Source organism: Halapricum salinum, from assembly GCF_004799665.1.
GTDB classification, from domain to species: Archaea; Halobacteriota; Halobacteria; order Halobacteriales; family Haloarculaceae; genus Halapricum; species Halapricum salinum.
Genome location: NZ_CP031310.1, coordinates 1,562,552 through 1,583,332, shown reverse-complemented (window position 1 = coordinate 1,583,332; position 20,781 = coordinate 1,562,552). Strand labels below are relative to the sequence as shown.

Sequence of the window (20,781 nt, the reverse complement as noted above, 5' to 3'; positions counted from 1 at the left end):
TCGCGAGGCGAGCGAGCGAAAAAGGCTCTTCTATCGCGACTCACAGGTAGCCCGTGGGAAGCCAGGGACGAAACCCATTAATCCGCGCTCGCCCACCTCGGAGTATGCACGTGATCGTCGCGGGGGTGGACCGCGAAGAGATCGGCCAGGCCATCGAGTCGGAGGGCCACGACGTCGCGTTCGTCGACGTCGCCAACCGCCCAGCGCTCGAAGAGGCCGGCATCCACGACGCCACCGTCTTCGTCCTCACCGAAGTCGAACAGGCCACGTCGATCTCCGTCGCCAAAGATATCAACCCCGACCTGAAAGTCGTCGTCTACGCCAGTCAGTCGCTGCCGGACTTCGCCCGCGGGCAGGCCGATCTCGTCGTCGATCCCGATCTCATCGACGCCGAGACGGTCGCCGAAGAGCTCGACAGCTAGGTTCCAAACTCGAAAGCCGACTCCACTTGGGAATCGAAGGAGAAACCGAGAAAAAGCAGCCCCCCGTAGTTCCGGGTATGTCCACGACACTGACCGTCGAAGGCATGAGCTGTGGCGGCTGCGAACAGACCGTCGTCGAGGCGCTCGAATCCGTATCGGGCGTCACACACGCCGAGGCCGACCGCGAAACCAACAGTGCGACCGTCGAAGGTGACGCGGACGTCGACGCGCTCGTGCAGGCGGTCGTCGATTCGGGCTACGACGCCAGCGCCTGAGCGCCGAGTGATCCGCTGTCACTCATCCAGTTCTCGCAGTGCCGTCTCCCCGTGATCGGTCGCGACGTAGTAGGTGTGCTTGCGGTGGGTCTCGTCTTTCGGTTTCAATTTTCGCTCGCTGGCTTTGATCGTGCTGCCCTCGTACTCGGTGACCAGCCCCACCTGCCGGAGCGCCCGGTAGAGGTGGCGGACGTACTCGAAGCCCATCTCCAGTTCCTCGGCAGTCATCCGCGGATAGTCCGGTCCGCCACGAGCCAGTCGCTCGACGAGCGTCTTCCCGTCGGGGAGATGTCGCAGGACGTTTCGTTTCCCCTCCGGATCGTCGAGAAACCGCAGGAGGTGGTCGCCTTGCCGCGAGAGCCGGTAGTAGGTGTGGTGCTGGCGAACCTCTTCGGCCTGCTTTGCCTTCACGCGGCGCTGCTTGACCGTCCCCGATTCGACGCGTTCGAGCACGCCCGCCGTCTCCATTTCCTCGCACAGATCCTCGACCTGCCCCCGTTCGGCGTCGAGGTGGCCGGCCATCGACCGCGGGTAGTTTCCTTCGACGGCATCGAGATGGTAGCAGATCAAGTAGGCGACCGGATCCGCTGGGAGAGGAGCGAGTTGGCCGACGATCCGTTGCTGGCGTTCGAGTTCGGCTTCGAGTTCGCTCGCTCGGTCGTACCTGACTTGGGCGTTGTCCGCGGGACTGGATTCCAGATCGAGCGTGACGTCGATCGACTCGCCGTGGGGCGTCTCCAGCGAGATGGGCAGCTCGCCCGTCTCCCAGTGCTCACCTGACTCCGAGCGGGCGCGCTCCAGGGCTCGTTCGACCGTCTGGTAGCGAGTCATGATCGTGTCCGCTTCCAGACGGAGGCGGTCGATCTCGGCCTGCGAGACCATCGTCGGCTCGTACTGGCTGACGGCGTTTGAATCCACCGCGTACGTATATCCCGCCGGCGTCGCTACGACTACGTGTGCCATCGATACCCACAGTATACCACGACCTCTTCGAGAAGGCGACGTTCGCACACGTAACGACGATGACCTCCGAAGGAAAGCCCCACACGACGCCGGTCTGGATCGACTACGACGCCGACGACGACCGAGTGCTGGTCAACACCGAGCGCGGCCGTCGAAAGGAACGCAACGTCGCGACCGATCCGACGGTGTCGGTGAGCATGGTCGATCCCGACAATCCCTATCGGTTCCTCTCGGTGACGGGCGAAGTGACCGAGATAACGACCGAGGGTGCGCGCGAACACATCGACGCGCTGGCGGAGCGATACATGGGCAAATCCGAGTATCCGAATCCCATCGAAACCGAGCGCGTGATCCTGCGGATTCGGGCCGACGAGGTGCTGACCGGGGGTTAGTCGTCCGGGCCCGCGCGTGGCAGCCGGACGGTAGCCGTCGTCCCAGTCTCGCCGACATCGAACTCGATCGACCCGCCGACGCGCTCGACCACCCAGGTCACCAGCCACAGCCCGAAGCCGCTGCCGTGTTCCATCGGCGTCTCGGTTCGAGACTGGAGGACCTGCAGCTCCTGCTCGGGAATCCCTGGCCCGTCGTCTTCGACGCGCACCTCGACGCGAGTGTCGTCCAGCGCCGTCAACGTCACCGAGACCGCTACCTCACCGCTCGCGTGTTCGATAGCGTTCTCCATGAGTTCGACGACGGCGACCTCGATCGAAGGATCGCCGGTGACCTGACACGCCTCGGGCGCGTCCAGCGTCACCCTCGCGTCGGGATACTCCGAGCGAATCGACGCGACGATCGACCGGAGAATCGACCCCAGATCCAGCGTCTGGGATGGGTCGCCTTCGAGCGACTGAGAGAGGGTTCTGACCTTGTCGCTCCGCCCGACGATTTCGTCGACGGTCGTGATGATTCGGTCGGCCCGCTCGCGCTGCTCGTCGTCGACACGGGATCGGAGCAACTCGGCATTGCCCCGGACGACGTTCATCTCGTTGCGGAGATTGTGCCTGAAGAGGCGATTCATCACGTCCAGGCGTTGCTCGCGCTGGGTGCGCTCGGTCACGTCTCGGAGGCTGACGATCCGGCCGGTTACCCGCCCGTAGGCGCGGTCCAGTTCCGAGACACTGACGTCGTAGTGGCGACGGACACCAGCCGACTCGAAGGATATCTCACCGCCTGCGTCGAGTGCCGATTCGAGCGCGGGGAGTAGCGCCGGGAGCTCGCGGCCGATCGCCTCGGTCGCCGACGTCTCCAGCAACGACTCGCCGGCGGGATTGAGGTCCACGACAGTTCCCGAGCCGTCGACGATGAACACCGGATCGTCGAGTTGCTCGATCACCTCCTCGCGTCCGAGTTCGCGTGTCGCGGGGCTGACGTCGAGCAGGTGCTGGCGGAGCATCGACCCCGCGAGGACGGTCCCGGTGAGCACGAACGCGATCCCGGTGGGATCGACCCCGGGCTGAAGATAGTCGAAGACGTACAGCGCGTTGACCGTCATCGGAAAGACGATCGACGCCAGCAGCGCCGTGCTCTGGGATCTGAAGATCCCGTCGGTCCGCAACAACAGCCGAAGGAGGATCGCAGCCCCGATCGCGACCAGCGCGTACGCGTAGACGAGATGGCCCCAGAACGCCAGGCCCTCGACGCCGGCGAAGACCAGCTGATCGCCGCCCCGGACGACCCGGGTCGTCTCCCAGACGAGGTGATGGCTGTCGTTGCTCCAGACGAGCGCCGCAAAGACCAGCGGTTCGACCAGCAGCGCCAGCAGCCGAGGCCCGGCGAGCCAGCGCTCGCGCCCAGTGTACTCGACGACGACCAGCAGCCACGCCAGCGGGAGCACCGCCGAGACCGAGAGCTTCATCCGCGCCCAGAAGACCGTCTCCAGAGAGAAGACGCTCAGCGCGTCGGTCAGCGTCCAGAGGCTCGCCGCGAACAGCAACAGCGCGATGGGGCCCGCTCCGGGCGTCTCGCGGTTGACCCAGGCGAACAGCGCCAGCCCGACACCCGAGAGAGAGACGAGGAGTACAAGCGGGAGATAGAACGAAGATGGCATCGCTGGCTCGTAGCTTCGCCGGTCGGATTCAAAAAGCGTTACCTCCGATTTTCAGTTCTGACGATTGGGGATCTAGCGACGACACACGCGAAGAAGCATTACTCCCGGCGCGCGTGCAACGCCGTCCAGACGCCGAGCGCGCCGAGCACCAGCGCTGGAATCATCGGCAGCGCCAGATACGTGTCCCGCCAGGACAGCCCCAGCGCACTCACGCCGGACTGGGCACTCGGCAGGAGGATCAACGCCCACGGGACGACCAGAAACGAGAAGACGAGCACGACGACCAGAAGCCAGCCCCGCCAGCCGAAGTCGTCGTCGGTCGCCGCGGCCTTGCGTGGCGGCTCTCCGGAGGGTCGGTGGACGTACGTGTCGTCGTCTGGTTCACCAGTGTCCTCGCCACCCTCACCCATCGTACGCACCGTCCGGAACGACGACAACCTTCCCGAACCCCTCGCGACCTTCGAGCAGTTCGTGCCCGCGAGCGACGCGGCTCATCGGCAGCGTCTCGCGAATTCTGACCTCGAAGGTCCCGTCCCAGACCGACTGGCAGGCGCGCTCGGCGGTCCCCGGCGCGGCCATCGTCGAGCCGATCACCGACAGCTGGCTCCAGAAGATTCGATCGAGGTTCGTCTGTGGCCGCCCGCCCGTGGTCGCCCCGCAGGTGAGCACGCGCCCGCCGCGAGCGAGCGCGCGCAAGGAGTCGTCCCACGTGTCCGCGCCGACGTGATCGACCACGACGTCGACCCCGCGCTCGCCCGTCTCCGCCCGGACCGCCCGGGCGAAGTCGTCCTCGGTGTAGTCGATCGTGTGGTCGGCCCCGATCTCGGCGGCGTACGCTCGCTTCTCGGCCGTGCCGGCGGTCGCGAACACCTCACAGCCGGCGTGGGCGGCGATCTGGACCGCCGCGTGGCCGACCCCGCCGCTGGCCCCGAGCACGAGGACCGACTCGCCCGCCGAGAGGTCGCCGCGCTCGATCAACATCCGCCAGGCGGTCCCGAACACCAGCGGCGCGGCCGCCGCCGTCGACCAATCGACGCCTTCGGGCACGGGGAGGAGGTTGTCCTCGGGGACGGCGATCTGCTCGGCGTGGACGCCCGGAACGTGCTCGCCGAGGACGTGATAGTCGACACACAGCGTCGGCTCGCCGCGGCGACAGAACTCACAGGAGCCACAGGAGACCCCGGCCCAGACGGTGACGTGATCACCGGGTTCGAATCGCGTGACCTCGCTTCCGACCGCGGTGACTACGCCCGCCGCGTCGCTGCCGGGAATATGTGGAAAGTCGAGGTCGAGGCCCGGGAGACCGCGGCGGGTCCAGACGTCGAGGTGGTTCAGCGCGCCTGCCCGGACGTCGACGAGCACCTCGTCGGCGTCAGGTTCGGGGTCGGGAACCTCGCCGTAGGTGAGGACCTCCCGGCCCCCGTGGTCGGTCAGTTGGACGGCCTGCATGGCAGAATCTGAGGACGGCGCGCGCAAAACGGTGGCGATAGTCCCCTGGTGACAACCTACAAGGGCACTGCCGTCGAACCGTCGTGTATGGTAGACGACCCAGACGTCGACGACCTGCCGGAAGTACCGAGCGAACTCGCCCGCGAACATCCCAGCGTGTGGGAACAATACAACGAACTCGGGGCGGCCTGTGCCGACGCGGGTCCGATCGACGGCGAGACCAGACGACTGGTGAAGCTGGCGCTGGCGATCGGGGCCGAATCGGAGGGTGCGGTCCACTCACACGTCCGACGCGGCCTCGAAGAGGGCGTCGATCCAGAGGCTCTCGAACACGTCGCCCTGCTGTCGATCCCGACGCTGGGGTTCCCGCAGGCGATGGCCGCCCGCAGCTGGATCGGCGACGAAACCGAGTGACAGGCCCTTTTTGCCGATTGCAGCCGAACGACCGCTATGATCGACTTCCAGGAGCGCGACACCACCCGCGGGGTGAGCGACGACGGCGACGACACCGAACAGGTCGAAGACGAACACGGTGGCGAAGGTGAAGCGAACGGCCGCGACGAGGACCGCGAAGTTCACGAGCAGGGCGACGAACACGATCACACCGATCACGATCATCATCACCACGACGTCGAGACGCTGGGCGCGGCGGTGCTGACGGTCTCCTCGACCCGGACGACGAAGGACGATCCCGCGGGCGACGCGATCGTGGCTGCACTCGAAACCGAGGGCCACGAGATCGCCACACGAGAGGTCGTCCGCGACGACTACGACAACGTCCAAGCCGCCGTCGACGCCGTGGTCGGCCGCGGCGACGTCGACGCCGTCGTCACGGCGGGCGGCACGGGCGTCACGCCAGACGACGTGACGATCGAAGCAGTACGGCCGCTCTTCGAGAAGGAACTGCCGGGATTCGGCGAACTCTTCCGACGACTCTCCTTCGAGGAGATCGGGACGAAGGTCGTCGGGACCCGCGCGACCGCGGGGGTCGCCGACGGCGTCCCCGTGTTCTGTCTCCCAGGGAGTGAAAACGCCGCCAGACTGGGTGCCGAAGAGATTGTCGTCGCGGAAGCCGGCCACCTGGCAGGGCTGGCGACCCGAGAGTGAGATGAGGCTCGTGGCCGGGGCGGCCGGGTGTGCAAGTATACTGCGACCGTTTCTCAGGTGTTGTTCACGAGGGGATGGGCGGCCGTCACGCGCGGTTTCTGGGTCTGGGCGTTCGAATCGTAGACACCTATTGTTCCGGCGTTGTACGGCGCGAAGACGAATTCGCCCGATGGAACGAGCGTCACACCGCCGAACGCGTTCGCGCCCTGGTCGTGAACATCCCCCCGCGCTGAAGCGCGAGTCTTTCGTCTCGAATCTTCCGTAATAAGCGTGTGTGGCTGACTACCACGAACGATAGCGTGAATCTGCTATCCGAACGTGGCCTCGAAAAACGGCAGCACCCGACAACCGTGCAGAGACCGGCCCAACCGTCCACCAGTCGGTGGGAACAGGAGCTAGTTTTTCAGGAGTGGCCCACCTATCTCCAGCTATGGTGACAGAACTGACCGACGGGGTCTGGTGGTTCGACCTCCGCGGGGTGAACGCCTACCTCGTCGAGGACGGCGAGGCCGTGACGCTGGTCGACGCTGGGATCCCATACGACCACCGGAGACTGGTCGGCGGACTCGACCAGCTCGGGTACTCCCCACGTGATCTCGACCGAGTGCTGGTCACCCACTACGACTTCGATCACGTCGGTGGTCTCGGACGACTCCCCCGTTTCGACGGAACGATCTACGCCGGCGCACCAGACGCCCCACTGATCGCTGGCGACCGGAAACCCGAGTGGCGCACCCACAAGGGTTTCTCCCAGCGCGTCACCGCCCCGCTGCTCTCTGCACCTGCCGATCCCGTCGAGCCACTCGACGACGGGGACACCGTCGGCAGCTTCACCGTCTACCACACCCCCGGGCATACGACAGGGCACGTTTGCTACGTCAGCGAATCCCTCTCAGTCGCGTTTCTCGGCGACCTCGTCCGCGAATCCGGCGGCCGACTCGAAGCCTCACCCTGGGCGCTGAGCGAAGACACCGATCAGGTCCGGGCGAGTATCCGACGGCTGGCCGACGACGCACCCGACTTCGAGGTGGCCGCCATGGGCCACGGCGTCCCGTTCCGCGAGAACGGCAGCCGGCGACTCCGGGAACTGGCCGACCGCCTGTAGCGGGCCGGCAACCGTCCGAACAGGCGAACTGCCCTGAATCCCAAAACCACAGATTCATACAACGGACTTTCACAGTTGCTAGACATGGCAGATTCCGAACCACAGGCGGGTATCTCACGCCGGGGCGTGCTGAAGGGGATCGGGGGAGCGGTCGCCGCAGCGACAGCAGGCGTCGGCTTCGCACAGTCCGCAACGGCGGACGCGGGCGAGTCGGTCGCCCTCCAGTACTTCCACGAGGACTGGCAGACGATCACGGACGACCTCGGCCGCGTCGGGTCGCTGGGGTTCGACGCCATCTGGATCCAGCAACCGGCCGAGTCGATGCTGGACTGGTCCGACCAGGGCGGCCGCAACGAGCCGCCGCTCGGGTACCAGCCGGTCGACTACCGCAACTTCGATAGTTCGTTCGGGACCGAAGCGGAACTGCAGACGCTGATCGACACGGCCCACGATAACGACGTCGAGGTCATCGTCGACACGGTCCTGAACCACATGGCCAACGCCAGCGCCGACGCCTTCCCGCAGTTCGAACGCGAGCACTTCCACAATCAGGGCGGGATCGAGCAGTGGGCCTACAGCTTCGATTCGGGTGACAGCCGCTGTTTCGAGAACGGAGAGACGGGCGGGACACCGAAGGATCCCGATCGGATCGAGTGCGATCCGTCTATCATCGAGAACTCGGCGCTGCTCGGCCTCCGGGACCTCGACCAGGACCAGGCGTACGTCCGCGAGCAACTGAAGAACTACGTCGACAAGATCGCCAGCCTCGGCGCCGACGGCCACCGCTTCGACGGCGCGAAACACATGCCCGAATCGTTCTTCGCGAACTACGCTAACCAGTGGGCCGCGGACAACGGGATGTTCCGGGTCGGCGAGGTGTATTCGGGCAACCGCGAGTACCTGCGCGGCTACGCGAACACCGGCCCGGGAATGTACGTCTTCGACTTCGCGCTGTACTACACGATGCAAGGCGTCTTCGACGGCGGCGACATGAGCCGTCTCGAAGGGGCCGGACTGATCGCGACGGATCCGGGCAAGTCGATGCCGTTCGTCGAGAATCACGACGTAGCGGCCCCCAGTCAGTACGAACTCGCCCACGCGTTCATGCTCAGCAGCGAAGGATATCCGATGCTGTACAATCTCTTCGCCGACAATCTGTTGGCAAACGACAACATCATGAACGCGGTGTGGGTCAAGAAGAACCTCGCCGGCGGCCAGACCATCTGGCGACACACCGACGAGGACCTCGCCGTGTTCGAGCGCGAGGGGAACCTCCTCACAGGGCTGAACAACGGCGATTCGGACCGCACGGTGACCGTCGAGACCTCGTGGACCGAGCAGGAACTCCGCGACTACGCCGGCAACGCCGAAAACGTCACTACCGCCGGTGACGGCTCGGTCGAGATCACCGTCCCTGCCGACGGCTGGGTGTTCTACGCCGAGACGGGACAGGGCGAGCCCACCGACGGAATCGGGCGGGAGGTCCCCCAGATCACCCTCCGTGTCGAGGCCCCGACTGCCGAGGACGAGTCGGTGTATTTCACGGGGAGCACGTCCTCGCTAACGAACTGGGGCGGCGGCGTCGAAGGAACCGAGAACGACGGCGTCTGGGAGGTCACGATCGACGATCCGGGACGCTTCGAGTGGAAGACCCGTCGCGGCCCCGCCGGCGGATCGGGCGACGTCTGGGAGGACGGCGAGAATCACGACCACACGACGCTCGAACCCACCCATCAGGGCTGGGAAGACGGCTTCGGCGGCAGCGCGAGCCCCCCCACTGCCGAGTTCTCCGTCACGCCATCCGAGCCGACAGTGGGCGAGCAGATCACCTTCGACGCGTCTGCCTCCTCGGATCCGGACGGCGACATCCAGTCCTACCAGTGGGAGTTCACTGGCGACGAGACGGACAGTGCGACCGGAGAGGAAGTGACTCGTACCTTCGACGCCCCGGGCACCTACGAGGTCGCGCTGACCGTCGCCGACGGCAGCGAATCGACCGCGGACGCTTCGACGACGACGCAGGTCGTGGTCGAGTCAGCAGAGGAGTCAGATCCGACAACCACGACAGACGAGCCCGAGCAGACGACCACGACGACCGAATCGGACTCGACGACCACGGACGACGACCAGGAGACGACCCCCTCGGGGAGTGGCGACGGCCCCGGGTTCACGACCGTCACGGCACTCACCGGGCTGGCCGGTGCCGGCCTCGCCGCCGCGCGACGAGGAGACGACGAGGAGTAGAGTTCGACCGGAAATAGGGGGGTTAGAAGGTCACTCGAACCTCGTACGAAGAATTTCGTAGTGGCCGATCCAGTGGTGAGAATGGTTCTCAGACCACCAGAAGACGTTTCATCGAGTGTCGAGAGGGTGATCGTGAGATGGTCGATCAGGGCTACGAAGGCGAGCACGCACAGTTCTACGACGCCCTCCCGGTCCTGGCCGAGCGCGGGGACACCGAGTTCTACGTCGACCGCGCGAACGACGTCGACGGACCTGTGCTGGAGCTGGCCTGCGGGACTGGGCGGATCTACCTCGACCTGCTCGAGGCGGGCGTCGACGCCGACGGCTTCGACGCCTCGGCCGACGCCCTGGCGCGGCTCCGGGAGAAGGCCGTAGATCGGGATCTAGACCCGACGGTCTGGCAGGCCGACATGGCCGGCTTCGCGGTCGACCGGCGCTACGAGTTGCTCATCTGCCCGTTCAACACGTTCCAGCACCTCCTGACGGTCGCGGACCAGCTCGCGGCCCTGGAGTCCGTCTACGACGCCCTCGCCCCCGGCGGTGCGTTCGTCTTCGACGTGTTCGTCCCGGGTTTCGACGTCATCTGCGAGGAGTACGGCGAGTGGAGCACGACCGAAGTCGACTACCGCGACAAGGCCCACGAGTACCGGGAGCGATCGCGGGTCGTCGACGAGGTCGCCCAGCAGTTCCGTTTCGAGAGCGAACTCCGCGCCGCCGACGGCGAGGTCGTCTTCTCGATCGGGCACGACCTGACGATGCTCCCCACACGCGAGGTCGAACTCCTGGCACGCCTCTCGCCGTTTTCGGAGTGGTCGGTTCAGGGTGACTTCGAAGATCGGCCGCTCCGGGACGGCGATTCGACGCAGGTCTGGACGCTCCGGAAGTGATGGTCGGGGCTGAGAACGAGTGATAGGATGGTGAATACAGGAACGCCCTCACCTCGCTCGCTAGGTGTCTGGTGCGGTTCCGCAGACACAGCTTCGAAAGCCCTCACCTCGCTCGCGGTCGCTCTGTCGGATATCTTCGGTCGCTTCGCTCCCTCAGATAGGGCCGACAGAGCGACGCTCCTTCGGCGCGACTAGTGAGAGAGCAAAGCTCTCTCAGACCATTCGAGCGGGCCGCCGGCCCGCTCGAAGACGTGGTTCGCCCTTTCAGTCCTCCAGGCACCGCAACCGCATTATCGTAACCCCACTCCTCCCCGGTTCCGCGCTGGTCGCGCGGAACACGCTTCCTTACCGCTCCGTGGTGGCCGGGAGCGAGTATCGCGCGCAGAACTGCGCGTGATCGAGCGACCCGGGGAAAGGCAGGCCTGCTGTAGAGACCAGCATACGCGCCGAAGGCGTGTTTTTCCGTCAGAGCACTGCTCTGACGGCGTCTGTCGGAGAAATCGAAGATTTTCCGGATGACGAGACGGCTTTGCCGTCTCGGACCACGTCATTGCACTCCGCAGACCCCCGGAATCGCCCTCGAAGGCGATTCCGGCCTTTTTCCCCAAGTTTTTCTCGCAAGTGGTGCTCGCGCGAGCGCTTGTGGGCGCTCGCAGCGAGCACCCGAGCGAGAAAAAGTGGTTGCTAGTCGTCAGCGATCGCGGCCTCGGGATCGCTCGCGACGAGGCGATCCATCGCGTCGACCATGGCTTCGACCGACGCGCGGGTGATGTCGGCCTCGCTGGCGCTGACGGTCACGTAGTCGTCGCCGCGGGACATCTCGACCTCGACGGTGACGATTGCGTCGTGGCCGCCGGTGATCGCGTCGACGTGATAGGACTCCAGCTGGGCATCCGCGGTGTGGCTGAGGGCGGCCTCGGCGGCCTGCATGGCGGCGTCGACCGGCCCGGTCCCGGTCGCGGCTTCCTCGCGTTCCTCGCCGTCGACTTCCAGTCGAATGCTGGCGGTCGGGACCGACGATCCCGAAACGGCAGTCAGTTCGAGGAGTTCGACGCGGCGCTCGCGCTCGCGGCCCTGGACCTCCTCGGCGATGGTCAGCAGGTCGGCGTCGGTGACGCGCTTGCCGCGCTCGCCCAGTTCCTTCACGCGAGCGACGATCTCGGCCAGATCGTCCTCGGAAACCTCGATATCGTGCTCGTCGAGAGCGGCCTTTACGCCCGCGCGTCCGGCGTGTTTGCCCAGGGCGAGCCGACGCTCCCTACCCACCTTCTCCGGGGGATAGGGCTCGTACATCGACTCGTCTTTGAGCGTGCCGTCGGTGTGGATGCCCGACTCGTGGGTGAAGGCGTTCTCGCCGACGACGGCCTTGTTGGGAGCCAACGGAATACCCGTGGCAGAGGCGATCAGTTGCGCGAGGTCGTACACCTGTTCGAGAGCCAGCGTCTCGATCCCGTAGCCGTGATCGAGCGCGATGGCGACCTCTTCGAGGGCGACGTTACCGGCGCGCTCGCCGATCCCGTTGATCGTCCCGTGGACCATCTCCGCGCCCGCCGACAACGAGGCCATCACGTTCGTCACAGCGAGTCCGAGATCGTCGTGAGTGTGGGTGCTCGTCGGCCCCAGCGCTGCGAGTCGCGAGACGGCCTCGAAGGTGCGGTCGGGCGTGGCGTGGCCGACGGTGTCGGCGTAGCAGACCCGATCTGCACCGGCGTCCAGCGCCGCGCCCATCAGCTCTTCGAGGTAGTCCAGGTCGGCCCGCGAGCCGTCCTCACCGATGACCTCGACCCACAGGCCGTGGTCTGTGGCGTACTCGACCAGTTCCACAGTAGAACGGACGTTGTCCTCGTGGGAGGTGCCGATCTTGTCCTCGATGTGCTGGTCGCTGGCCGGGACGACCAGATCGATCCCGTCGACGTCACACTCCAGCGCGAGGTCGATATCGTTCTGGACGCCGCGGGCGAAGCTGGTGACCGTCGCGTCCAGATCCAGTTCGGCGACCCGGGAGATGGTCTCGCGTTCGCCGGGGCCGGTACAGGCGCTGCCGGCCTCGATCACGTCGATCTCGGCGCGATCGAGCGCCCGTGCGATCCGGGCTTTCTCCTCGGGAGTCAGCGAGACACCCGGCGCTTGCTCGCCGTCGCGTAGCGTGGTATCGAGAAACTGTACGCCGACGTCGTCGGGCGACGTTCCGAGGCCGCTGCCAAACAGCCTCGCTCGGTCGCCGGAGCCGTCAGTCATGGGGTAGAATTTCGCGGCCAGCCGCCGTGTGGCGACTTCCTCTATCCTCCGTGTCGTGGAAATCCGACATCGTGACCGTCAGTAAGGCTGTTCTCGTTAATTAAACTGACGGGTTCCACTTCACTCGGTAACACGGACCACATCGCCGACGTCGACATCCTCGGCCGCCCCCTTCGGGAGTTCGATGATTCGGTCGGCCTTGCCCATCCCGACACCGAGCCAGGATCGTAACGTCTTGACGTGGACGACCTCTTCGCCCTGCAGCCAGAGGACGTCGATCGGAAACCGGACGAACAGCATGTGGATGAACCGCCGCGCGACCGCGTCGTCTCGGGTGAATGGGAGTTTCGCCTCTAGCCCCGAGGGCGGATCGAACTCGAAGACCAGCGCGTAGTCGTCGGGGATCGACGACCGAAACATCAGGCCCTTCGAGGTCTGGACGAATCCTTCGGCGACGTCGACGTCGCTGGCGAGGACAGCCTCGCCGTCGGCCGACTCGTGGACGACACGCATGGCCGGGCTATCGTAGAGGGCGGGCAAAACACTGTCGGCAGTAGCGGGTCTATTTTTAAATACGAACCCGTCAGAATAGTCGGCTGAGGGGTAATCGATCGGGGGCTAGTTCCGCTGGACGCGATACGCGGTTGAAGCTAGACTCCGCCAGCGATCGACGTTTGTGCCCCTATTTTCGGGAGTTAGAAACGTTCGGTATATCGAAGTGGCTTTGACAGACGAACGATTTGCTACGGATATGCTGATTGGCGCACACACATCCATCTCCGGATCAAGAGTCTCATCTGACGAGGCGGCACCCCCATACAACAATATTAGCAATGCAATATTTCGACAGAAACAATTCGGTGGTAACTGCGGCCAGATCTTCAGCCACTCCCCACAGGTCTGGCAAGATCCGAACATCGATGACGACGAGGCCGAGAAATTCCGCGAGCGAAGCGACCAACAGGGTGTCGGCCCGTGGGTCATCCACTCCTCCTATCTGGTCAACCTCTGTACGCCCAAAGACGACCTCCGCGAGAAGTCCATCGACTCCATGCAGAAGGAGGTCGACGCCGCCGAAAAGTTAGGAATCGAGTACGTCAACGTCCACCTGGGCGCACACACGGGCGCGGGCGTCGAGGGCGGGCTGGACAACGCCGCCAGCGCACTCGACGAACTCGACATCCCCGAGAGCGTCACCGTCTTGATCGAGTCCGACGCCGGCAGCGGCACGAAGTTGGGTGGGCAATTCGAGCACCTCGCGGGCGTCCTCGACCGCTCCGAGCAAGATCTGGAGATCTGTCTGGACACCGCCCACATGTTCGCCGCAGGCTACGACATCTCGACCGCCGAGGGTGTCGAGGACACAGTCGAGGAGTTCGACGACGTGGTCGGCCTGGACAACCTCGCGTGTATCCACCTCAACGACTCCAAACACGAGTGTGGGACCAACAAGGACGAACACGCCCACGTCGGCGAGGGTCTCATCGGCGAGGAGGGCATGAAAGCCGTCATCAACCACGAAGGGCTGCGCGGGTGTCCGTACGTCCTCGAGACTCCGACCGAGGACGGCAAGAGTTTCGCCTGGAACGTCGAGCGCGTTCGCGAATTGCGGGAGTAGATTGCTCAGGCGGATTCGACGCCGGTGATCTCGAAGCGAGCGCCGCCGGAGTTGCTCTCGGTAGCCGTGACTTCCCAGCCGTGAGCGTCGACGATCTCGGTGACGATCGCCAGTCCGAGCCCGGTGTGAGATTCGTCGGTCGTCCGTCCGAGCTCGAACAGCACTTCGCGGTCTTCGGTCGGGATACCGACACCGTCGTCCTCGATTGCGAACCCGCGGCGATCGCCGTCGTCGATCCAGTCGAGCCGAACCGCAACGTGATCCTCAGGACCAGCCGGACTGTGCTCGATCGCGTTTCTGAACAGATTAGCCAGCAAGCGCCGCAACTGTGAGCGGTCGGCCTCGATCGCTTCGACGGCGGAATCGACGTCGAGTGAACTGTGGTCGGTCGCGATCTCCTCCCAGGCGCTGCGTGCGATGTCGCCGAGCGCGACCGTCTCGACGGTCAGTCCCTGCTCATCGCCGCGTGCCAGCGTGAGCACGTCGTCGATCAACGCCGACATCCGACTGAGTGCGCCCTCGATCCGCTCGACGCGATCGGACTCGACGTCCTCAGCCAGCAGATCGAGGTGGCCGCTGGCGACCTGAAGTGGGTTGCGCAGGTCGTGACTGAGAACGCTCGCGAACCTATCGAGGCGGTCGTTTTTCTCGCGCAGTTCGCGTTCGTGAGCCTCCAGTCGTCGCCTCGTCTCGACGGTCTCGTAGGCGTGGGCGACCGTCTCGCCGAGGTCTCTGAGGACGGCGCGTTCGGTTTCGCCGAACGCGTCCGATCGCGCAGTCGCGAGCGCGAGCACACCCCTGTGGACCTCGTCGTGGACGATGGGAACGAGCACGAGTCTGTGCCCATCGATCGGGGAACGCTGGACGGATTCGATCGGCCCCTCGACGGCCAGGTCAGCCCAGGGGCACCTGCCAGTCACACCCTCGGCCGTCGCGGTCGCACGCGCTCGAAACGTCCCGTCGTCGACGTCGCCGACGGCAGCGTGCCGATAGAGATCGTGGCGGACGATCCGATCGACGACCGCACGGTCGATCGCTCCGGATTCGGAGGAGCGGATGACCCCCTGATGAACGAGCCGCATCGTCTCGTTGAGGCGGTGGAGGTGCTCGGCCCGGCGTTCGGTTCGGCGAGTCTCGATCGCCGTCCGAACGCGGTCGACGAGCTGTTGGTGGGCCGCACCAGTGTCGTAGTGCCAGATGTAGTCGGTGACGCCCTCGGCGATCGTCTTCCGGGCGATCGCGTCGTTGCCGACTTCGGTGAACAAGATGAACGGCAACGAGTCGTCGTACCCGCGGACGGCATTGAGAAACCGCTCGCCACCCTGCATCAAGTGTCCATCGGCGTCGGGAATCTCGTAGCCGCTGACGATGCACTCGATGTCGTCGGTCTCGACGACCGCCATCGCCTCGGGGATGGTCGCCGCAGTCACCGTCCGAACGCTGTCGAGTCCGTCTTCGAGCCGCGACGCCGTCTCCGCGGCCGCCGCTGTGTCGTCGACGACGAGTACCGTGGCCGCCGCGGTCGTCATGTCTCTTAGTGTACGTCTGTGTGTGATAAAGCTTGACTGCTCACACTTTTTTATCCACTCGCTCCGAGAGAGGGGTATGGCGAGCTATCGGTTCGAGCCGTTCAGCACACCCGAAGCCGCCGAGTCGGCGCTCCGCGTGCTCGTCGAGAGCGCCGACGAAGAGCTACTCCTCTCGGGATCCAGCGCGATTCTAGATCGGGTACGACCCGCGCTCGAAGACGCGCTCGACCGAGGCGTGCTCGTGTTGTTGCTGACCAGCGGTGTGGAGGACGACCGCTTCGAAGACGTCGCTCGCGTGGTCCACGTCTGGGAGGACGCCGGTCCGCTGTCGGTCATCTGCACGGCCGACGACCGCGACGGTCTCTGTGCCAACGAACTGGTCTTCGAAGAGCCGCTGAACGACGACGAAGGCGTCCTGTTTAGCCACCCGCTCGTTCGGACGCACCTGTTCAGCACCGTCATCGGGAACACCTGGAACCGGGCCACCGAGGAGTACATCGGCGAGCCGGATCCGCTCCCCGCGACCTACCGAAACTTCCCGACGACGGTCGTCAACGCGACCCTGCACCTCCGAGAGGGTCGTGACCTCGACGCGGCAGTCCGTGGCAAGTACGTGGGAACGACCGAGGAAGTGACGCTGGAAGGTGCTGTCTGCAACGTGAGACAGAGCTTCGTCTCGCCGATCACCAACTCCTTTCCCGTCGAGAACAGCCTCTTCGTCCGCACGGCCGACGACGACGTCGTGACCGTCGGCGGGCCCGGTGCGTTCGTCGAAGACGTCGAAGGCTACGAAGTGACGCTCCGAGAGCGCTGAGAGGGATCGCTGGAAGTCTGTCCCGCATCGATCACAGGACAGCGTTCGGTCGTCGCGGTAACTCGTTACAGCAGCCACCCCGAACCCGGTTCGTTTTTGCCGCCACGCCGGCTACCCCGAATGTGCGCCAGTTCAGCGCCGAGTACCTCGAAACCACCCGCGAGGGCATGTGGGCCGACAGCCGCGACGCGCTCGCGGACCTCGAACTGGAAACCCGCGAGCGCGTGCTCGACGTCGGCTGTGGCACGGGCGAACTCACGCGCGTCCTCCGCGCGGAGACGCCCGGATCCGTGGTCGGCTGTGACGCCGACTCCGAACTGTTGGCTCATCTCGACCCCCCGCGCGTGCTCGGCGACGCCACGCGACTCCCCTTCTATGAGGACGCCTTCGATCTGGCCGTCTGTCAGGCACTGCTGATCAACCTCCCCGAGCCAGCGGCCGCCGTCGAGGAGTTGTGTCGGGTGTCGTCGGAGCTGGTCGCTGCGATCGAACCGGACAACAGCGCCGTCACCGTCGACTCGACGGTCGAGGCAGAGCCCGCGCTGGCTCGTCGCGCCCGTCGGCACTACCTCGCCGGGGTCGAGACCGACGTGGCGATGGGTGCAGACACCCGGAGACTGTTCGAGGACGCTGGCCTCACCGACGTTCGAACCCAACGGTACGACCACGAGCGGACCGTCGAACCCCCCTACTCCGAACAGGCCCTGGAAGCCGCCCGCCGGAAAGTGACTGGTGACGGACTGGCGAGCAACCGCGCCGAGATCGTCGCTGGCGACAGTGCCGAGAGCTACGAACGCCTCCGCGAACGGTGGCGCGAGATGGGCCGGTCGGTGGTCGAGCAGATGCAAGCCGAAGAGTACCGTCGCCGCGAAGTCGTCCCCTTCTACGTCACCGTCGGCCGCGTGTGAGAGGCCAGTCGTTACTCGGGATCACACCACGTCGCCCCGGACCGAACGACCGTCCTGGCGCTGTCTGAAGGCCTCGACTGCTTCGGCGGCCTCGCTCGCTTGCCCCTCGTCGAGACCGAGCATCGTCAACGACTCCGAGAGCGTCGGGAAGACCAGCTCACCGTTACGAAGTTTTTCGAAGGCGTCGTCGCTGCGCTGACTCTCCTCGCCGTCGCTCAGCCACAGGCAGACGCCGCGAGGGTCCAGTAGTTGCTCCCAGTTGTCTCTGGTCTGTGCTCCGCGGAGGCGCTGGGTGACGTTGTCCTCGAAACTGGCGTTGCAGACTTCGAGGTGGATCGGTTCGTCGTCCTCGAGCAGGTGGGCCGCCAGGCACTTCTCGGGGGCGACGTGGCCGCTGGGGTTGGTGCGGATGTGCTCGGGGTACTGGTCGGCCCACTCGGCGCTGACGGTCTCGCCGACGCCCTCGACGCCGTGGCTCTCCCGGAAGCGCTCGGCCGCGTCGCCGTCCCGACCGAACAGGATGTCCTTGGTCACGTAGACGTCCAGGCGCTCGATCGGGTCCATCCCCAGGGCGACGTCGCCGTAGACCCAGACCTCCCGGACGGGCACGGGCATCGGCTCCGTTTCGACCGCGTCGACGATCGCCTCGGCGCGGTCGATGGCCGCCTCGCGTGTGAAATCGGTCATTGGGTTGGTGTGGGCGGTCGACCCGGAAAACGATTTCCTCGAAGTAGTCGGTACTGCAACGTGAACAAGCACGGAACGCCCTCCACTCGCTGGCTAGGAGACTGAGGTGTTACAGCAGGGTTCAACAACGCGGGAAAGCCCTCGACTCGCTGGCGGCCGCTGAGCGACATATCCTCACTGGATTCGGATAGAGGTCGCTCAGCGACGCTCTTTCAGCGCCAGCGGGAGGTCGGTTGCACCGACCTCCTCAAACGTGGCGGCTGCGAGGCGGTTTCACCGCCTCGAATGGAGACGGCGACGCCGTCTCCCTGCCGCCACGCGAGCCTCGCCCTTTCATCCGCCAGGTTCCGCAACAGAACCGCACAGCAGGCCTGCCCTTCCCCGGGTTCTCGCGGTTACACCGCGAGGTCCGAGAGAGCGTCGCTCTCTCACTACGCTCGGCCACGACTGTCGTCGTGGCACTCACTCTCGGCCACCGCGGGGCGGTCAGGAAGCGTGTCGCGGCGTCCTGCGGAGCGAAGCGACGCAGGGCTCGCGAGAGCTTGCTCTCGCGGCGACAGCCGCGACCGGGGGTGCGGGAGGCGCGAGCGAAGCGAGCAGGAACGTCTTCCGGTGCGATCGTGGTGAGGGCTTTCGAGACGTTGTTGTCTGTAGCAATCGCGGTTGGTCCGAGCCAGAATCTTTTCTGTAGGCCACGCAAACGAGGGCCATGGAGTTCGACCGCTTCGGCGACGACGCCGATCCCGACCTACTGTTCGTCCTCGGCTGGGGCAACCGCCCCAGTCACGCCCCGGTCCGCTGGCTACTCGACCACCTCAGCCACGACTACCACGTCCACACCGCCACGCTCCCGGCCCACGTCACCGACGTCACCCGGGAGTGGGTCCGGCCCGTCGAAGACTACGCTGCCGACCTCGACGAGCCCGCAGTCCTCGCCCACAGCGCCGGCGGCCTCACCGTGGCCCACGCCGACCTCGACGCCCGGACCACGACCTACCTGAGCCCCTGGTGGGGGTTCCCGCCGGCGACCGAAAGCCCCCTGCTCGATCTGCTCGCGAAACTCCCGACCGACCGCCGATTCCTGCCGAGCAGTATCGACGACACCCAGCTGCTGGGCGAACACGCGACCGCCCAGCAGATCGCCGACGCTCCCGATTTGGTCTCACCACGGTTCATCCGCGCGGTCAGACGTGCCCACAGCGGGCTTCCGGACGCTCGCGAGGACGCGGCCTGTTTCTGCTCGCTGTCGGATCGCGTGGTCTCGACGCGGGCCATCGGCGACCGACTCGACAGCGACCAGATCCGACTGTACGACGGCGGCCACGAACTGTTCTCCTCGCGCTCGCGGGAGGACCACATCGAGACGCTGCTGGCGGCGCTCGAAGACGGAATCGACGCGCTCGCCTAACCCCGGCCGCAAGCGAAACGCTCACCCCTCCCCATACGATAACCAAGAGTGATGAACTGCGACAAGTGCGGCGAGGAGGCGGTCATGCACGCCGCCTACTCCGGGCTCCACCTCTGTCAGGAGCACCTCGTCCGCAGCGTCGACAAGCGCGTCCGCCGACGCATCCGCGAGGACGGCCTGGTCCCCGACGACGCCACGCCCGACGATCCCACCACGTGGGTGATCGGCCTCTCGGGCGGCAAGGACAGCGTCGTCCTCACGAAGATTCTGGACGACACCTTCGCGAAAGACCCCCGGATCGAGATGATCGCCCTCTCGATCCACGAGGGTATCGAAGGCTACCGCGACGAGAGTCTCGACGCCTGTGAGGAACTCACCGCGGATCTGGACATCCGCCACGAGGTCGTCACCTACGAGGACGAATTCGACCTCCAGATGGACAACGTCGTCGAGAAAGATCCCGAGAACATGGCCCCCTGCGCGTACTGCGGGGTCTTCCGCCGGGACGTCCTCTCACGCTACGCAGAAGAGTACGACGCCGACCTGATGCTGACGGGCCACAACCTCGACGACGAGGCCGAGACGGCACTGATGAACTTCCTCGAAGGTAACGTCGAGCAGATGGCCAAACACTTCGACGCCAGTCTGGGGCCACTCGACGAACGCACCGACCAGGACCACCACGTCCCGCGTGCCAAACCACTCCGGGACGTCCCCGAGAAGGAAGTGGCGCTGTACGCCCACCTCGAAGACCTCCCCGCTCATATCACCGAGTGCCCTCACGCCGAGGAAGCATTCAGGGGAGAGATCCAGGAACTCATGCTCGGCCTCGAAGACGACCACCCCGGGACTCGGCACTCGATCATGGCCGGCTACGAGGAGATGGCCGCCCTCGCGGCCGAGGCCTACGGTGGCGACGACGAGAAGTTCGGGGAGTGTGACTCCTGTGGCGCCCGTACAGCCAGAGACATCTGCCGGAAGTGTGCGCTGGTCGAGGCCGTCGACGCGGTCTGACCGGACGGCGTTTTCAGTCCGCGAAACCACGAACCAGTCCTAACAACCGCGAGTTCGTGACACCGA

The 20,781-nt window shown here is 65.6% G+C and carries 22 protein-coding genes; 13 read left to right on the top strand and 9 right to left on the bottom strand.

Annotated features, from left to right (window positions below):
- The first annotated feature begins 104 nt into the window (after nucleotides 1-104).
- A complete protein-coding gene (locus DV733_RS08050; RefSeq protein WP_049995188.1) occupies nucleotides 105-422 on the top strand; it encodes a DUF7126 family protein in 318 nt (105 codons plus the stop codon).
- Nucleotides 423-499: 77 nt separating this feature from the next.
- Nucleotides 500-697, top strand: coding sequence for a heavy-metal-associated domain-containing protein (locus tag DV733_RS08045; protein WP_049995189.1), 198 nt, complete (start codon nucleotides 500-502; stop codon nucleotides 695-697).
- An 18-nt stretch (nucleotides 698-715) separates the two neighbouring features.
- Here the strand turns inward: DV733_RS08045 and DV733_RS08040 are convergent, their stop codons facing one another.
- Nucleotides 716-1,660, bottom strand: a complete 945-nt coding sequence (locus DV733_RS08040; RefSeq protein ID WP_202594310.1) for a DUF2250 domain-containing protein — start codon at nucleotides 1,658-1,660, stop codon at nucleotides 716-718.
- Between DV733_RS08040 and DV733_RS08035 the strand changes: the two genes are divergently transcribed.
- Nucleotides 1,654-2,052, top strand: a complete 399-nt coding sequence (locus DV733_RS08035) for a pyridoxamine 5'-phosphate oxidase family protein (RefSeq protein ID WP_049995190.1) — start codon at nucleotides 1,654-1,656, stop codon at nucleotides 2,050-2,052. The genes DV733_RS08040 and DV733_RS08035 overlap by 7 nt on opposite strands.
- Here the strand turns inward: DV733_RS08035 and DV733_RS08030 are convergent.
- From DV733_RS08030 to DV733_RS08020, 3 genes are all read right to left on the bottom strand, one after another.
- The gene (locus DV733_RS08030; protein WP_049995191.1) at nucleotides 2,049-3,707 is read right to left on the bottom strand and encodes a sensor histidine kinase; all 1,659 of its coding nucleotides are present in this window, start codon (nucleotides 3,705-3,707) and stop codon (nucleotides 2,049-2,051) included. The two genes, DV733_RS08035 and DV733_RS08030, sit on opposite strands and share 4 nt — an antisense overlap.
- A gap of 98 nt (nucleotides 3,708-3,805) precedes the next feature.
- Nucleotides 3,806-4,117: a hypothetical protein gene (locus tag DV733_RS08025; protein WP_049995192.1), complete on the bottom strand. Its 312-nt coding sequence runs from the start codon at nucleotides 4,115-4,117 to the stop codon at nucleotides 3,806-3,808.
- The gene (locus DV733_RS08020; protein ID WP_049995193.1) at nucleotides 4,110-5,156 is read right to left on the bottom strand and encodes a zinc-binding dehydrogenase; all 1,047 of its coding nucleotides are present in this window, start codon (nucleotides 5,154-5,156) and stop codon (nucleotides 4,110-4,112) included. Before DV733_RS08020 ends, DV733_RS08025 begins: the two co-directional genes overlap by 8 nt.
- Nucleotides 5,157-5,243: 87 nt before the next feature.
- Between DV733_RS08020 and DV733_RS08015 the strand changes: the two genes are divergently transcribed.
- Both DV733_RS08015 and DV733_RS08010 read left to right on the top strand, forming a co-directional pair.
- Complete coding sequence (locus DV733_RS08015; protein ID WP_049995194.1) at nucleotides 5,244-5,570, top strand: carboxymuconolactone decarboxylase family protein; 327 nt, start codon at nucleotides 5,244-5,246, stop codon at nucleotides 5,568-5,570.
- 36 nt (nucleotides 5,571-5,606) lie between these two features.
- Nucleotides 5,607-6,263 (top strand): MogA/MoaB family molybdenum cofactor biosynthesis protein, encoded by a 657-nt coding sequence (locus DV733_RS08010; protein WP_079979542.1) that lies wholly within the window; start codon nucleotides 5,607-5,609, stop codon nucleotides 6,261-6,263.
- Nucleotides 6,264-6,316: 53 nt separating this feature from the next.
- Here the strand turns inward: DV733_RS08010 and DV733_RS17665 are convergent, their stop codons facing one another.
- Nucleotides 6,317-6,448, bottom strand: a complete 132-nt coding sequence (locus DV733_RS17665; RefSeq protein ID WP_257217578.1) for a hypothetical protein — start codon at nucleotides 6,446-6,448, stop codon at nucleotides 6,317-6,319.
- Between the two features lie 245 nt (nucleotides 6,449-6,693).
- Between DV733_RS17665 and DV733_RS08005 the strand changes: the two genes are divergently transcribed.
- The 3 genes from DV733_RS08005 (at nucleotide 6,694) to DV733_RS07995 (ending at nucleotide 10,499) form a co-directional block, all read left to right on the top strand.
- Entirely contained in the window at nucleotides 6,694-7,368 is a 675-nt protein-coding gene (locus DV733_RS08005) for an MBL fold metallo-hydrolase (protein ID WP_049995195.1), read from the top strand.
- 84 nt (nucleotides 7,369-7,452) lie between these two features.
- A complete protein-coding gene (locus DV733_RS08000; protein ID WP_079979543.1) occupies nucleotides 7,453-9,612 on the top strand; it encodes an alpha-amylase domain-containing protein in 2,160 nt (719 codons plus the stop codon).
- Between the two features lie 137 nt (nucleotides 9,613-9,749).
- Nucleotides 9,750-10,499: a class I SAM-dependent DNA methyltransferase gene (locus DV733_RS07995; protein WP_049995196.1), complete on the top strand. Its 750-nt coding sequence runs from the start codon at nucleotides 9,750-9,752 to the stop codon at nucleotides 10,497-10,499.
- A 684-nt stretch (nucleotides 10,500-11,183) separates the two neighbouring features.
- On the opposite strand, the gene DV733_RS07990 is transcribed toward DV733_RS07995, so the two are convergent.
- Together DV733_RS07990 and DV733_RS07985 are read right to left on the bottom strand one after the other, a co-directional pair.
- Nucleotides 11,184-12,737, bottom strand: a complete 1,554-nt coding sequence (locus DV733_RS07990; protein WP_049995197.1) for a (R)-citramalate synthase — start codon at nucleotides 12,735-12,737, stop codon at nucleotides 11,184-11,186.
- A 120-nt stretch (nucleotides 12,738-12,857) separates the two neighbouring features.
- Nucleotides 12,858-13,250 carry a DUF192 domain-containing protein gene (locus DV733_RS07985; protein ID WP_049995198.1) on the bottom strand — a complete coding sequence of 131 codons (393 nt, stop codon included), beginning with the start codon at nucleotides 13,248-13,250 and terminating at the stop codon, nucleotides 12,858-12,860.
- Between the two features lie 238 nt (nucleotides 13,251-13,488).
- Here DV733_RS07985 and DV733_RS07980 point away from each other — a divergent pair, with 238 nt between their 5' ends.
- Nucleotides 13,489-14,355, top strand: a complete 867-nt coding sequence (locus tag DV733_RS07980) for a deoxyribonuclease IV (RefSeq protein WP_049995199.1) — start codon at nucleotides 13,489-13,491, stop codon at nucleotides 14,353-14,355.
- 5 nt (nucleotides 14,356-14,360) lie between these two features.
- On the opposite strand, the gene DV733_RS07975 is transcribed toward DV733_RS07980, so the two are convergent.
- On the bottom strand, nucleotides 14,361-15,884 hold the full coding sequence (locus tag DV733_RS07975) for a hybrid sensor histidine kinase/response regulator (protein WP_049995200.1): 1,524 nt from the start codon (nucleotides 15,882-15,884) through the stop codon (nucleotides 14,361-14,363).
- A gap of 76 nt (nucleotides 15,885-15,960) precedes the next feature.
- Between DV733_RS07975 and DV733_RS07970 the strand changes: the two genes are divergently transcribed.
- On the top strand, nucleotides 15,961-16,698 hold the full coding sequence (locus tag DV733_RS07970; RefSeq protein WP_049995201.1) for a TrmB family transcriptional regulator sugar-binding domain-containing protein: 738 nt from the start codon (nucleotides 15,961-15,963) through the stop codon (nucleotides 16,696-16,698).
- Nucleotides 16,699-16,820: 122 nt separating this feature from the next.
- Nucleotides 16,821-17,606: a class I SAM-dependent methyltransferase gene (locus DV733_RS07965; RefSeq protein ID WP_049995202.1), complete on the top strand. Its 786-nt coding sequence runs from the start codon at nucleotides 16,821-16,823 to the stop codon at nucleotides 17,604-17,606.
- A gap of 21 nt (nucleotides 17,607-17,627) precedes the next feature.
- Here the strand turns inward: DV733_RS07965 and DV733_RS07960 are convergent, their stop codons facing one another.
- A complete protein-coding gene (locus DV733_RS07960; protein ID WP_049995203.1) occupies nucleotides 17,628-18,293 on the bottom strand; it encodes a DUF7095 family protein in 666 nt (221 codons plus the stop codon).
- A gap of 709 nt (nucleotides 18,294-19,002) precedes the next feature.
- Here DV733_RS07960 and DV733_RS07955 point away from each other — a divergent pair.
- Together DV733_RS07955 and ncsA are read left to right on the top strand one after the other, a co-directional pair.
- Nucleotides 19,003-19,701, top strand: coding sequence for an alpha/beta fold hydrolase (locus DV733_RS07955; protein ID WP_049995204.1), 699 nt, complete (start codon nucleotides 19,003-19,005; stop codon nucleotides 19,699-19,701).
- 51 nt (nucleotides 19,702-19,752) lie between these two features.
- On the top strand, nucleotides 19,753-20,715 hold the full coding sequence (ncsA, locus tag DV733_RS07950; protein WP_049995205.1) for a tRNA 2-thiolation protein NcsA: 963 nt from the start codon (nucleotides 19,753-19,755) through the stop codon (nucleotides 20,713-20,715).
- Nucleotides 20,716-20,781: the final 66 nt, after the last annotated feature.